This window comes from Rhodonellum sp. (assembly GCF_030656585.1).
Classification (GTDB): Bacteria; Bacteroidota; Bacteroidia; order Cytophagales; family Cyclobacteriaceae; genus Rhodonellum; species Rhodonellum psychrophilum.
Genome location: NZ_JAUSPP010000026.1, coordinates 14812 through 29718 on the forward strand (window position 1 = coordinate 14812; position 14907 = coordinate 29718).

A 14907-nucleotide genomic window follows, 5' to 3' on the forward strand; every position below is an offset into this window, starting at 1 on the left:
TACTTGGTCTGTGCGTTGAGGGTTGTCGATGCAGGCGATGAATCTAAACCTGAAGGTCACATACTAAATACCCTATACCATAAAACTATCGCTTCGGAGTCAAATTCGGATAATCCGTAATGATACCATCCACGCCCATATCCAAAAGGGCTTCCATCTGTTCGGTGGTATTTACGGTCCAGGGAATGACTTTCATTCCTTTTTTATGCATTGCAGCGACTGCCTCTGATGTGAGTTTTGGGAAGTAGGGGGAATAAATCTGGGGTTGAAAACCCAGTTCATGGAGCTGCTCGGATGATTTGGAGGCGTCCTCCACCAACATGGCCAAAACGACCTCTGGATAAGTTTTGTGGTAATACTGCAACACCCTAAAATCAAAAGATTGGATATTGATTCTTTCCCAATCGATCCTACCATTGATCAATTGAAAAACCTTATCGGAAAAATCCCGCGGCACTGGATGGTAAATCCCATCTCCATCCGGTTGGCTTTTGATCTCAATATTGTAATTGGGTTGAGGCAGTCCAAAATCTTTTACATATTTCTCGACGGCTTCAAATAAGTCTGCCAGTTTTGGTTTGGCGACATTGAAATTGACTTGCTTTGGGAAACCTGAATGAGTTTTCGATCCACAATCATATTTCAACACCTCCGAGAAAGTCATTTTATAAATGTTGTGACCATGATCCCCCGCAGGGATCTGCGCTCCTTCTGGCGTGAGGCAAATCAAAGGATTCATCCAAGGTTCGTGGGAAACGATGATTTCCCCATCTTTGGTTACTGCCAAATCCAATTCCAAAGTGGTCACTCCCAAATCCAAGGCTTTGATCATCGCAGGAATGGTGTTTTCCGGCATTAAGCCTCTGGCACCTCGATGGCCCTGGAGATCGTAAGAAAATTGCGCCTGTGAAATCATGGGAAACAGGATTAGAAAAATGAAAGTCAATTTTTTCATGTCTTTTTTTGGGAAATTAGTCATTGTCTCCTTAAATAATCAACCTAGGGACTTTATAAAATTGTTATTTTTCAAAGTCCCAAAATAAGTTTTACTATTTCTTTGTCCAATTCCTTCCAGTCAGCGCGTAGAACCTGGCCTTTAAACTTGTATTCTGTATTGCCAATTCTATTCCAGTCTGAGTTTACTTAATAAACAGTCTTTGTTTACAGTTTTTGACTTCACCAAATCGCTAAAATCCGTTATCCTCCAAACAGTCTGATTTTCTTTCCGTTTCAAGCCCCATTAGGAAGGCCAATGCATCACTCGGATTAAAATTATTTTCTCTGGAATTTGGTCCAAAAAATGGATCCGGTGCAAAAAAAATGCCCAATGATCTTGAAATCATTGGGCACCTATTTTGCTTTTTTTGAAAGCATCAATTTAAAACTTCTCCATATAGATCAAACTCTGTCGCATCAGTGATTTTCACCTGAACGAAATCCCCAACCCTGCAATAATGTTTGGCCGCATCGATCAGCACTTCATTGTCAACCTCCACAGAATCAAACTCTGTTCTTCCCACAAAATGTCCATTTTCTTTTTTATCGATGAGGACTTTGAATTCCTTACCGATTTTTTCTTGGTTCAGATCATAAGAAATCTGCTCCTGGATTTCCATCAAATGGTTTGCTCTTTCCTGTTTGACTTCCTGAGGAATGATGTCTTCCATCGTGTGCGCGTGGGTATTTTCCTCATGGGAATAGGTAAAGACGCCCAGTCGTTCAAATTTCATTCTTTCCACGAAATCAACCATTTCCTGGAATTCAGCTTCGCCCTCGCCCGGATGTCCGGCGATCAAAGTGGTTCGGATTGCTATTTCAGGAATCAAATCCCTGATCGAATGGATCAATTCTTCCTGTTTTTCGCGGGTCGTTCCCCTTCGCATGCTTTTAAGCACGGCACTGGAACCATGCTGCAGGGGAATGTCCAAATAATTACAAATATTGGGTCTTTCCTTCATCACATCAATCACGTCCATGGGAAAACCTGTTGGATAGGCATAATGCAACCTGATCCAATCAATTCCTTCCACGTCGGAAAGTGCGCGCATCAGGTCGGCAAGCCTTCTTTTTTTGTACAGATCCAGTCCATAATAGGTGGAATCCTGTGCAATGAGCAAGAGTTCCTTGGTGCCATTGGCAGCTTTGTGCTGGGCTTCCTTGACCAAATCCTCGATGGATCTTGAAATATGTCCTCCACGCATGATGGGAATGGCGCAGAAAGAACAAGGCCTGTCACAACCTTCGGATATCTTCATGTAGGCATAATGTGCGGAATGGGTAAGCAAACGCTCCCCTACCAACTCATGCTTGTAATCCGCCTTGAATTTTTTCAGAATGGCGGGAAGCTCTCTTGTCCCGAAAAATGCATCTACCTGAGGGATTTCCAATTCCAACTCTTCCCGGTAGCGCTGTGAAAGACAACCTGTCACATATACCTTGTCCACCTTACCCTTCTCCTTGGCTTTCACATATTTAAGAATGGTATCAATGGATTCCTGTTTGGCATTGTCAATAAATCCACAAGTATTGATGATGATGATGTTGTTGTCTTTGGTATTGGATTCATGCGAGGCATCAATCCCGTTCCCTATCAACTGCGTCAATAAAACCTCTGAATCTACCAGGTTTTTGGAACAACCCATGGTGATGATATTGACCTTGTCTTTTTTTAATGTTCTCGCTTTCACTGATTTCCTGCTTTGGGGGCAAAGGTATAAAATTTAAAGGTTGGAACATTGAAAAATTAAAAGATTAGCTTTTTCCAAGTTTGATAGATAGGAGAATTTCCATCATTCAAGAGGTTTTAAATCCAAAAATGCTCTCCGGGAAGAAGAATGAAATTTTGCCGAAGGCTTTTACCTGAGAAGGATGTGATCGTGAAATCCAAAAGGCTGAAAAAACAAAGTTATCAAATCGTTACGATTAAGAGGTTTTTAGCATGCATAATTAAAGTATTCTTAATGATTTGGTTGCCGTTGCCCATTAGAATCTCCCTAGATTTGAGACATACAGCAAACGAACATTTTTTAACCTTCTTGCATTATTTTTAGGCGTCGACGAAAGTCGACGCCTTTGCTGTTTTTCAGGGACTTGACGCTTCCCAACCTTGTCCACTTTTACTTTTCAGCTTCTTGTATGCCGAGGGAGTCATCCCTGTCAACTTTTTAAATTGGGAGGAAAGATGCTGTACACTGCTATAATTTAGCTTCCACGCCATTTCACTCAGGGAAAGTTCTTCATAAAAAAGCCATTCCTTGACTTTGTCAATTTTCATTTGGATCAGGAATTTCTCGATGGTGATGCCTTCCAAACTGCTAAAAAGATGGCTGATACTGCTGTAATCCTCGGGAATACTTTCGGTGAGGTAACTGGATATTGTAAACCCGGAAGGGATTTCCTCCTTTTGAAATAGTGCCGACAAGAGATTTTTTATCTTTTCTATGCGTTGGACATCCTTTCCTTTTAGGATTTCAAATCCGAGTTGCCGCAAAGCGCCTTCGAAGGCCTCGTTTTGACTACTACTCAATGATTCCTTTATCACCGCCTTACCCAGTACCACTTTCGAGAAAGGGATTCCCTGAACCTCGAGCACATTTTCAACCGCCATCACACAACGGGGACAAACCATGTTTTTGATCAGGATTTCCTCCATGTTCTTTATTTCTAAAGGTATTTAAAATTTGACCTGGCTTAAATTTAGCTCTTTTTAATCCCTCTTACTGCCCAATGCCAAATAGAAAGAGGCCACTCTGTTTTTCCTAGAACCAATATTTTTTCAAAATAAGTCGGTTTCCATGAACAAAAAAGCGCCTATTACTTCAATTCGTTCGAACGCACTATTTCCTTTCTTGTTTTGGTCGCTCCAATAGCCATCTGCTTGAAATGGAATCTCACCAAAATTGCCATCCTCATCCTTTGTTGCCCAAGAACTTTGTTATAATTTGGTGGGGAAAATAAACCCTCATGATGACTTCACAGAACAGCAACAGCCCTTCGATTATTTTTGACCGCAAGGAATACGATGATCAAACATTGATTTCGCTATATGAATCACTTTTGGTCCCTCGGAGGATTGAGGAAAAGATGTTGATCCTGCTCAGACAAGGGAAGATTTCAAAATGGTTTAGCGGTTGGGGCCAAGAAGCGATATCGATCGGTGCGGTGAATGCCTTGTCCCAGGATGAATATATCCTGCCAATGCACCGCAATCTTGGGATTTTTACGGGGAGAAATATACCCTTGGAAAAACTTTTCGCACAATTCCAAGGCAAAAAATCAGGCTTCACTAAAGGCCGAGACAGGTCCTTTCATTTTGGGACAAACGACTTTAATATCGTAGGAATGATCTCTCACTTAGGGCCTCAAATGGCCGTCGCAGATGGGATCGCCTTGGCAGATTTATTGTCGAAGGAACAGAAAGTGACTTTGGTATTTACAGGAGATGGCGCGAGCTCGGAGGGAGATTTTCATGAAGGATTGAATGTGGCGGCAACATGGAAACTCCCAGTTATTTTCATGGTAGAACACAATGGATACGGACTTTCCACTCCGAGTGAGGAACAATTTGCTTTCAAAAACTTCACCGACAAAGGTATTGGATATGGAATGGAGGCGATCCGAATCGATGGCAACAATATTTTGGAAGTATATGATACCATTCTGAAACTGGCTGAGGATATTCGCCAAAACCCAAGACCTGTTTTGGTGGAAGCGATGACTTTCCGAATGCGCGGGCACGAAGAGGCTTCCGGCACCAAATATGTCCCCAAGGATTTGATGGAAACATGGGCGCTAAAAGACCCTGTGGAAAACTACGAACGGTATTTGGAAGAAATCGGTTTGCTGACGCCATTGCTTAAGGAAAAAATCAATCAGGAGATTAAAGCCAGCATCAACGATGCTTTGGAAATTGCCTTTGGCGAGGAGACCATTAAAGCGGATACTTTGGAAGAAATGGCAGATTTGTTTTATCCTTTCGAACAGAAAACCATCCATCCCAATTCGGAAAAGGTGACAGAAAAAAGATTTGTAGATGCCATTTCCGATGGGCTGAGGCAGTCCATGGAAAAGTTTCCGAAACTGGTTTTGATGGGCCAGGATATCGGGACGTATGGGGGAGTTTTCAAAATCACGGATGGCTTTAAAGATGCTTTTGGAGCGGAAAGGGTAAGGAATACACCACTCTGTGAAAGCGCCATTCTCGGCGCCGCCCTAGGCTTGTCCATCAAAGGCTACAAAGCCATGGTAGAAATGCAGTTTGCAGATTTTGTCACCGTGGGCTTCAACCAAATCGTAAATAATCTCGCCAAAAGCCATTACCGCTGGGGACAAAATGCAGATGTGGTCGTGCGCATGCCAACCGGTGCAGGCGTCGCTGCGGGACCTTTCCATTCCCAATCCAACGAGGCCTGGTTTTTTCATACCCCAGGATTGAAGATTGTCTACCCCTCCAACCCCTACGACGCAAAGGGATTGCTCAATTCCGCAATCGAGGACCCGAATCCTTATCTCTATTTTGAACATAAAGCACTCTATCGGTCACTTTCCGGATCGGTTCCTGAACCGTATTATACCATCGAAATCGGGAAAGCCAATCTCGTTTCACAAGGAGATGCTGTCAGCATCATTACTTACGGCATGGGTGTCCATTGGGCAAAAGAAGCCGTGAAGGAAATGGGGATTTCCGCAGACATTTTGGATCTGAGGACTTTGCTGCCATGGGACAAATCAGCCGTGGAAACCACTGTAAAGAAAACAGGCAAGGTTATTTTCCTTCAGGAAGATTGTCTGACTGGGGGGATCGGTGCGGAAATTGTTGCTTGGATTTCTGAAAACTGTTTTGAATTCCTAGATGCCCCCGTCATGCGGGAAGGAAGCTTGGATACTCCCGTTCCCTTTGCGCCAAGTTTGGAAAAGAATTTTCTGCCGATAGAACGGTTTAGAGAGAAGTTGGAAAAATTGCTGGCTTATTAAATAGAGGAGTTTATTGTCAGGTCATTTTTTGGTAAATTGGGTTTATGAAAAATGAGGAAAAAATCCCAGATAAAGTAGAGGAACCCTTTACCAAATATGGCAGGTACAGCTATGCAGATTACCTGACCTGGGAGATAGATGAAATGGTGGAATTGATCAAGGGCCGGGTGTTTAAAATGACCACTGCTCCTAAAAGAAGGCACCAGGAAATATCCGTCAAGATAACCAATAGATTTTTTAATTTTTTGGAGGGAAAAAACTGCAAAGTTTACCAAGCCCCTTTTGATGTGCGTTTGCCTGTTCATTCAAAAAAGAATGAGGACATTTTTACGGTAGTCCAGCCCGATATCTGTGTGATATGTGACCGAAGCAAACTCGATGAAGCCGGATGTATTGGGGCACCGGATCTGATCATAGAAATTCTTTCTCCCGGTAACAATCAAAAAGAACTCAAATACAAATATAAAGTCTATGAAGAAAGTGGAGTGAAGGAATATTGGATCATCCATCCTGAGGAACAGACTTTGCTGATCTATTCCTTGACCGCTGGCAATTTTGTCCCCTCCAAGCTATTTACAAATGGAGATGTTGTTGGTTCCAGATGTATCGAGGGATTCAGTATGGATTTGGAAGATGTTTTCAGGGATTTAGACTAAACAATTCTTTTGCACTTTTCGTAAGTGTTGAATATGAGATTTATGCGACGTTTATTGTTCCTTCTTACTTTTCTTTCTCCATTTTTGGAGACAAATGCCCAGGATTTTATCGGAGGCTTTCAGGTCAAAACCGGGATTCCCATTGGTGATTTTAAAGCTGCTGCTGCTGGCATCTTGTTGCCTGAATTGGCTTTTTGGGCAAATTACCAAATCCCTAAAACCCCTTTGGAAATTGGATTGAGTTTTGGCTATGGCATATATGGCACCAAACTGGAAAAAAGGGATGATCTCTATGTAGGTTTCAACGATGAATTGCGCCTGAGGCGAAACAACAACATGCTCACCATGATGGGTGTTTTTCGGTTTTTCCCAGAGATCTATGGAAAAGTATTCCCATTTATCGAAGCTCAGGCAGGAGGGATCTATGCCTACACGCGGTACAAAATCAGAGCAAGCATATTTGAAGATGTTATTGAGGAAGACCGGGATTTTTCCGATTGGTCGAGAGCCTATCAACTCGGTGGCGGAGTGATGATCCCATTCAAATCCGCACAAAAAGGCCAACTGGAAATTAGACTGATGTATCAAAACAGCACCAGGCTGGACTACCTCACACGCCAAGACACTGAATACCAATATGACCCAGACGGAGAAGTGGATGGTGAATTCGTCTATTCGACAAGACGATCACCATTTACTATGATCCAACCTTCCATTGGGGCGAGTTTCTATTTTTGAAACCATCATTTCAAATCTATTTTTAGGGGTTTTTGTATCTTATTCATTCACGAAAAAATGAATTCCAATTGCGGTGGCAATAAGAAAACCATCAGCTTTTTTACTGTTTGATTTTCAGTTTGTAAAATATATTGTAATCCCTCTCTTCCTCTGGGTTCGCATTGTCGTTGACATATAAGATTCCATTGGCATCCATGAATTCTAATTCCCCATTTACAGAGAGATTATCAATGATTCCGATCTGCTTTCCGTTCTTGACTACGATATGGTAGGTTTTCACATATTTTTTCTGAGCTTCTTTGAACTCCGGCAACCTGTAATATTCCTCCGATTTGGCTCGAAGTTCGGTGATGACTGATAAAGGAATCTTGGAGCTGAACGAAGCAATCAAGTATTCTCCCGAAAATAGAATATTGTTGAATTTGGGATATTCTGAATCGGAATTCTCAAATTCAGTGGAATGCAGCGGTGACAAGTCTGGCCGGAGCGTATGAGAAAGGTGGATGTCCTTCGTCAAGATTGGCTTTCCTTCCCTGAATTCATAAACAAAAACCTGATTACCGACCATAGGCAACAATGCATATTTTTGTTTGGAATCATGAAGGGCCACAAATGGGAAATCAGGCCCCACAAAACGGTCGTTCAATCTCGGTTCCCATAATTCTGGATAGGATTCCAATATTTCATTTTCCTCAGAATTCAAATTGTAGCGGTAGACCCCACTGATTTTGGCATAATATGCTGTCCCGAGTTTTTTATAATCAGCATCCTCATTCGAAAAAAAGTTCTGCTCTTCCCCAAGCATCAGATCCTGCCCATTTTCGACAAAAGGATGAAAAGTCGTTCTATTGCGGTAAATACTCAATCGATACAGCTCTTTGGCATTGTTGGCAACTTTGCGAATTTGATTACCCTGAAGATCATAAATAAAATAACCAGAGAACGCACCCTGAGCCACAAACCTCTCTTTGTCAATAAATTTATACCCAAAAGCACCGTTGGCGCCAGTTCCATTTGGCCCTTCTTTGGAAAGGTTAAATCTGTGGATGATTTCACCTTTTTCATCAACGAAAATGGGGTTTTTGGACTTGGAGTCAAATAGGATAAAAAGTCCGACTTCCTTAGAATAATCCTGCAAGCGCAAGGGAACCAATTCATCCACCATCAAGGAATCTACCAATTCAAGTTCCAGTGAAACAAGAGGATCATCGATTGCCCCTTCATCACCTGATGAACAGTGCGAAAAAATCAAGGTGGAAAAAATTAATATAATGGGAAGGGGATGACGTTTCATAAAAAGGATTGTTTTGACAGCATCCCAAAATTGGTAGCCTTATGCTTTAGTGTCGGGAATTATGATTTATATGACAAAATGCTCAATTATTTTTGTCCTGAAAAGACTTTAACCCCTCTCATTTTTTCCTCCACAAAAAGACAGGAAGCGCCAAAAACACCCCAACAATACTGAAGATCAATCCGCCTATCGTACCGATCGCAAGCGAAAACCAGAAGATTTCATTTTGCCCTTCCATGATAAAGGGAATCAAACCAAAGCAGGTTGATAAGATGGTCAGCATAATCGGTATGGCTTTTCCGGCGACAGCCTTCAAGACATTCCTGTTGTAAGTCCCACTGGTTCGGTTATTCAAATCATTGACAATAAAAATTGCCGCATTCACCGCCAAGCCACCCAGCATTACAAATGCAGCATACCCACCTTGGTCAAAATAAAAATCAAATAATGAGAAAATCAAAAACAAGCCTATGAAGGATAGCGGAATAATGGCAATGATGTAAAATGGCTGCTTGAGGTTTTCAAATAGTACCGAGCAGATAAAGAAAATAGCGACCACCAAGATCAAAATCAGACCATATTGTCGTTTGGTTTTGTTGAAATCCCAATTGTAAGATTGTTTTTTTGCGGAATAGCCGATAGGCATGGAAGCTTTCACTTCCCCCAAAACCTCATCCAAATATTCATTGCCGAATTTGGCTGAACCCATGTATTCAAATGCCACAATTCTGATGTACTGTCGGTCTTCTTTGTGCAGGGCATTGGTGGTGGTTTCCTTGGTGAGGGTGCCGAAATTACTCACCTTGAATATCTTGTCTTTTCCACCGATCAGACTATTTTCTTCCAAATCAAATTTAGAATATTTTTGCGCGTCTTTTTCCCTGATCACCACTCCGTAATTTTTGTCTGCCAAAGCCAAATACGTCGTGGGGCCCACAGGTTTGGATACGTCATTCAATGCATTGATAACTTCGTATTGGTTGGTTTGTCCAAGGGCAAGGCTTGACTGATCCAAACGAAGTACATATTCTTCAGTTTTCCGCTCATTGTAATTCAATCTCTCATTGGTATTGACTTCTTGGATTCTTTTGTGCAAAAGAAGCTTATCTGCCAAAACCACGGATTGTTTTTCCAATTCATCATAATTATACCCTTTCATTTCCACCCTAAAAGATGGAATCCCATCACCTGTTCCTCCGGTGGAAAATCCCTGTCCCACTCCGTAGATACTCCAACCGGCTCCGGACCAATCCGTGGATTTCACCGAAAGTCTTCCCTTCAATTGGTAAGGCAGAGCTGATTTTTCGTAGGCTTCCTTGAAAGTGATCACGATTTGGGCATATTGGCCGGACTGGATATAGGTGACAAATTGATCGATTCCCTCCACACCTTTCAAAAAGTTCTCAAACTCTTTCATGATAAAATCCATTTGGTCCAAAGTATTCCCAAAAGGAAGCCTGGCGGACACGTAAAGCCGGGTTTTCTCCGCCTCCCGATAGGATGATTTTTCAAAAACGCCCCTGACGAACATCCGGAGAGATCCCCCTAAATACTTATCCACATGTGGCCGTATGTCTTCCTGATAGACAGTGGACCCAATGGTTTTGTTGTACCATTCCTGCCCTTCCCATTTGGCCGGAAGGAAAAACACCGGCAACCCAAAGATCAAAATCAATACGGTCACAAAAGCTTTTCTGTATTTGGCCGTAAACGAAATCCCATTTCTGAAGATCCTGAAAGCCTTTACCCTATTTCTCAGTTGAGGGATAGACAGCACCCTTCCTTTGTTTCCTTTGGACCCAAAAAACATCTCATATAATGCTGGTGTAAACAACAAGGCTACAAAAAGAGACACCGCCAGCATGACCGATACCACCACCGAAAATTCAGTAAGGTTTTTCCTATCCTCCTCTGGTAGGAAAAATACGATCATCAGCGCCGCAATGGTCGTCAAGGAAGCTGCCAACAAGGCCAAAAACACTTTTCGGTTTTTATGCTTGTGCAAATGGTCGACCATGATGATGGCATTGTCCACGATCAAGCCAAATGAAATGGTCAATCCTGCTAGGGAATACAAATGGATATCCACCTTAAGCAGATAAAGTATAATTCCCGAGATACTCAGATTGACGAATATGCCAAGAAAAAGGATCCCTAAGTATTTGATATTTCTATTGATCAGGAAAATAAAGACAATGAGGATCAAGATGGAAAGACCCGATCGCTTGTATATTTTTTGGAGTTCCTTTTCCAAAAACTCCGTGTCATCATTTTCCAAACGCACCTCAAATCCAGCCGGGAGAAGGCTTTTGGAGTTTTCAATCGCAGCTTTGATGTTTTTTGCCAGGATCACCTTGTTCACTCCATCCCTGTTGATGACCGAAAGCGTGACGGAATTATTGCCGTTGATCCTGTAATAGGTGTTGGGTTCGGATTCTTCCAGGGTCAATTGGGCAATATCCCGTAGATAAATTTCCTTCCCTGCCTTGGTAGTGATCAGCAGATTTTCCAGTTGACTGATTTCTTTCAGAGAGCGATCCACTTGGATAAAAAGCGTTTCATTTTTATTGTTGACCACTGCGCCGGGATAAGTTCGCCCAAAAGCATTGGATACAGCCGTGGAAATATTGCTTTTGGAAAGCGATAGTGACTGGAGTTTTTGGATATCATAGGTCACGTAAAGCTGCAAGTCATTTGCTCCCCTGATCGTGACCTCTTCGATTTCTTCAAAGCGATTGAGTGCTGTTTTGAGTACGTCTTCAGCTATTTTTTTGATTTCGAAGGAAGCAAATGGCCCATTCACACTGTAGGTGAGAATAGGGGTTTTGAGATCCGTTCTCCGCTCGGAGGATTGTGTCACCAGGGGATAGGCAACCTTTGGGTCCAACGAGGGATAAACCTGACGGATAATGGAAGCTACTTCGAATTTCTTGAATTCCATGTCCGTCCTTTTGTCAAACCGAAGTGTTATCGATCCACGGTCATAATTGGAAACGGAATTGATTTTTTTCAATTCTGCCAATTGGGACATCGCTCCTTCTAAAGGTGAGGTAGCCAATTTTTCCACCAATTCCGGAGAAGATCTCGGCACATTGTAACTGATGGACAAAATCGGCTCTTGTTCCCTGGGGTTCAGGTCCACCGAGAGCTTCGGCACCAGAGCAATGCCAATGATTGAGAGAACGATAAAAGCGATGACGATTCTAAAAGGAGTCATTTTTTTGAGATAAAAGAATAGGCCAATGGCACAAAATACAGTGCAGTGAATGTCCCGATGGTAAGTCCTCCGATTACCGAAAAGACCAATGGTCGCTGCAAATCAGCACCCAATCCAGCACTGAAAACTACCGGAAGCAAAGCCAAGATGGTCGTGATGGAGGTCATCATAATCGGCTTCAACCTTATTTCTCCGGCCTCAAACAAAGCCTTGTCCAGAATTTGTGATGAATTCATCAAAGGATCACTTTTGTATTTGATCTTCAATCGGTTGATCGTGTCAATTTTCAGGATGGCATCATTGACCATGATTCCCAGCATGACCACCAAGCCAATGGCCGACATCACATTGAGCGAAGTGCCTGTAATCCATAACACCACGAACGCCCCAGCAATGCCCAACGGCAAGGTGAAAATCACGATGAGAGGTTGGATGAAACTTTCGAATTGGGCACAAAGGATGAAATAAAGCAAAAGAACGGAAATCAAAAGGATGCCAATCAACTGCCGGATATTTTCACGATCCCGAAAATACTGTCCAAAAAAACTTACACCCAAGTTCCGATCGGCTCCCCATTGGGAAATTTCAGCATTGAAATCGGAAGGATTTTGGCTTTCCAACGTGACAGATTGATAGATACCTCCCTTGTCAGCAGTCACATTCTTGTAGTGGTTTTCGTAGGTAAAAGAGATAAAATTGCCAAGGGCGTATTCGTTCCCATCTCTGCCAATCAAATAATTGGTTTGCAGCATCTGTTCAAAATTAATGTCCTTAGATTTCAACCTGATCGGCGTAATCTCTCCAAACCGCTTGATCTCTGTAATGGAAAAATTGCCGAAAAGCCTTAAAATCTGGTCCTGAATCCTGGATAGATCAATCCCGTAAAGTGCCATTTTTGCTGCATCCAGCCTGAAAATCACCGAGGCTTCTTTTTGCAAGGCCGGCCCACGTTCCCATTGATCCACTGGGAATTCTTCCAGCCATTGATCCATTTTAGCTTCCTCAACTGGCTTTTTGGTCGCAAGATCTTTCCATCGGACTTCATAATAAGGCATATTGGAATTAAAAAGCTGATCAAAAGCATTAGGAGCATCCATAATGCCAACAGCCGCTTGCGGAAAATTTTGTGCAATCAGATCTCCCAGCAATCGCATTTGTTCCTCTTTTTCACTTTCGCTTTCAAAAAGGAAATAAAGACTCGCCTTCTGAATGGAGCTTTCCCCATCAAACAACAAAAATTGGCGTACACCAATATCGGATTCTGCTTTGCTGTATTTGCCCTTGATGGATTCCATCAAACTGACAATTCTGTCTTTGTTTTGCAAGGCCCCAATGGGTTCATTCCAGTCAATCTCCACCATCACATCAAACTTTTCAATGGGTGGAAGCCCTTGTGTATCCAAGAAAAAACCGATTGATAATCCTGCAGGAATCAAGATTAAAAAAATGGCTAAACTCAATTTCCTTCTAAGAAAAACCTTTCTAAACAATGCTTTGTAGCCCTTTAAAATGCCACTAAATGCTTTGCTGTTTTCATTGTCCATTATTTTATCTCCCTTTGACCTGAAGAAAAAGTAATAGAGCATCGGCAGGAAGATAAAGGCCACCATAAGGGAAACAAAAAGGATAGCTGCCACCGAAACTGCCTGATCATAAAACAAGGCACCTGAAATTCCGCTGAGGAAAACCAGGGGTATAAAAACAGCCAGTGTGGTCAAAACGGAGCTGATCAATGCGGACTGCACTTCATTCACCCCTTCTACACAGGCTTCAAAAAGATCCAATCCTTCGGCTCTTTTGCGGGTAATATTGTCCAATACAATGATGGCATTATCGATCAACATCCCTAAGCCCAAGGCCAAACCGCTGAGGGAAATCACATTGATGGAAATGTCAAAAAAGTAAAACACCAAAAAACTGATGATCAGGGAAGTCGGCAAACTGATCCCGATGATTACCGGTGTGCGGTAATTGCCGATAAAGACAAACAACACCGCGAAGGCGAACAGTCCACCGAATAGCAAGCTGGTCTGTAGGTTGCTGATTCCGGCATTGAGCAACATGGATTGATCCTGCGTCAGTTCGAAGGTTACTTCTGGATAATCAGCTTTGAACACCTCCAATGATTCATAAATCAATGGAATCAACAAGTTCATTTTGGCAGAAGCCTGTTTGTGTACCGTGATGACCAAGCCTTCTTGACTCCCAGTAAGATGATACCCCAAGGGCTCTTTAATTTCGTACTTGACCTCAGCCACGCGTCCCAGGTCCACCGCTAGACCATCCTCTCCCGTGACGGGAAGTTTCATGATGTCTTCGGGAGTGTCCACTCTGGTGGCAAGCCGTAGGTAATATCTGAATTGACCATCTTCAACACTGATTCCCGGAAGTTCTTCATTGCCAAATCGGATGGCATTGATCACATTGTCAGTGGTCAAGCCCAAAGCCCTGAGTGCAGCAAGGTTGGGACTGATGGTGATGATACGGTCTTTTTTACCATTGATATCCACTAGGGAGACACCTTCCAATTGCTCCAGTCTCTTTTTCAAGACATTCTCTGCGAGCAAACTGACTTCATTGTAATTGATGCCTTCTTTTGGGGTCACTTGGACCCTGACCACCGGGATGTCATTGGTATTGATTCGGATTACCTGAGGCCTAGGAAGTCCCGAAGGTAAACTGCTGGTAATTCGATCTATTTTTTCATTGACATCGATATAGGCCAATTCCATTTTAGTGCCGTAATCAAAGCTGAGCCGAATGGTACCAACTTCCCCTCCAGCCTTACTTTCCATGTCTTCAAGCCCCTTGAGTGTCATCAAGCCTTCTCTGATGGGAGATAGCACATTTTGCTCAATCGCTTCGGGGGAAGCATTGGGATAATTTATCTTGACCACAATCTGTGGCACATCGATGGGAGGTAAAAGGGAAATCGGAAGAGATTGAAAAACGATAAGGCTAAACACCATCAAGGCGACAAAAGTCATCAAAACCGCGATAGGCCTCGCCAATAAAAATCTAACCATAGC

General features: G+C 42.6%; 9 protein-coding genes. 3 read left to right on the forward strand and 6 right to left on the reverse strand.

Features of this window, described 5'->3' with window-relative positions:
• Positions 1-85: 85 nt before the first annotated feature.
• From Q7J63_RS05505 to Q7J63_RS05515, 3 genes are all read right to left on the reverse strand, one after another.
• The gene (locus Q7J63_RS05505) at positions 86-955 is read right to left on the reverse strand and encodes a glycerophosphodiester phosphodiesterase family protein (protein WP_304884592.1); all 870 of its coding nucleotides are present in this window, start codon (positions 953-955) and stop codon (positions 86-88) included.
• Positions 956-1373: 418 nt separating this feature from the next.
• Positions 1374-2687, reverse strand: coding sequence for a 30S ribosomal protein S12 methylthiotransferase RimO (rimO, locus tag Q7J63_RS05510; RefSeq protein WP_304884594.1), 1314 nt, complete (start codon positions 2685-2687; stop codon positions 1374-1376).
• Positions 2688-3082: 395 nt separating this feature from the next.
• The gene (locus Q7J63_RS05515; RefSeq protein ID WP_019596900.1) at positions 3083-3652 is read right to left on the reverse strand and encodes a helix-turn-helix domain-containing protein; all 570 of its coding nucleotides are present in this window, start codon (positions 3650-3652) and stop codon (positions 3083-3085) included.
• A gap of 311 nt (positions 3653-3963) precedes the next feature.
• On the opposite strand from Q7J63_RS05515, the gene Q7J63_RS05520 reads away from it, so the two are divergent.
• From Q7J63_RS05520 to Q7J63_RS05530, 3 genes are read left to right on the forward strand one after another with little or no spacing between them, the layout of a single operon-like run.
• Positions 3964-5973 (forward strand): dehydrogenase E1 component subunit alpha/beta, encoded by a 2010-nt coding sequence (locus Q7J63_RS05520; RefSeq protein WP_304884596.1) that lies wholly within the window; start codon positions 3964-3966, stop codon positions 5971-5973.
• Positions 5974-6017: 44 nt separating this feature from the next.
• Positions 6018-6629, forward strand: a complete 612-nt coding sequence (locus Q7J63_RS05525; protein ID WP_304884598.1) for a Uma2 family endonuclease — start codon at positions 6018-6020, stop codon at positions 6627-6629.
• Between the two features lie 42 nt (positions 6630-6671).
• Positions 6672-7367 carry a hypothetical protein gene (locus Q7J63_RS05530; RefSeq protein WP_304884600.1) on the forward strand — a complete coding sequence of 232 codons (696 nt, stop codon included), beginning with the start codon at positions 6672-6674 and terminating at the stop codon, positions 7365-7367.
• A gap of 100 nt (positions 7368-7467) precedes the next feature.
• Here the strand turns inward: Q7J63_RS05530 and Q7J63_RS05535 are convergent, their stop codons facing one another.
• The 3 genes from Q7J63_RS05535 to Q7J63_RS05545 form a co-directional block, all read right to left on the reverse strand.
• On the reverse strand, positions 7468-8661 hold the full coding sequence (locus Q7J63_RS05535; RefSeq protein WP_304884602.1) for a DUF4221 family protein: 1194 nt from the start codon (positions 8659-8661) through the stop codon (positions 7468-7470).
• Between the two features lie 118 nt (positions 8662-8779).
• Complete coding sequence (locus Q7J63_RS05540) at positions 8780-11878, reverse strand: efflux RND transporter permease subunit (protein WP_304884604.1); 3099 nt, start codon at positions 11876-11878, stop codon at positions 8780-8782.
• Positions 11875-14904, reverse strand: coding sequence for an efflux RND transporter permease subunit (locus tag Q7J63_RS05545; RefSeq protein WP_304884605.1), 3030 nt, complete (start codon positions 14902-14904; stop codon positions 11875-11877). The genes Q7J63_RS05540 and Q7J63_RS05545 overlap by 4 nt, the downstream gene beginning before the upstream one ends.
• Between the last annotated feature and the right edge of the window lie 3 nt (positions 14905-14907).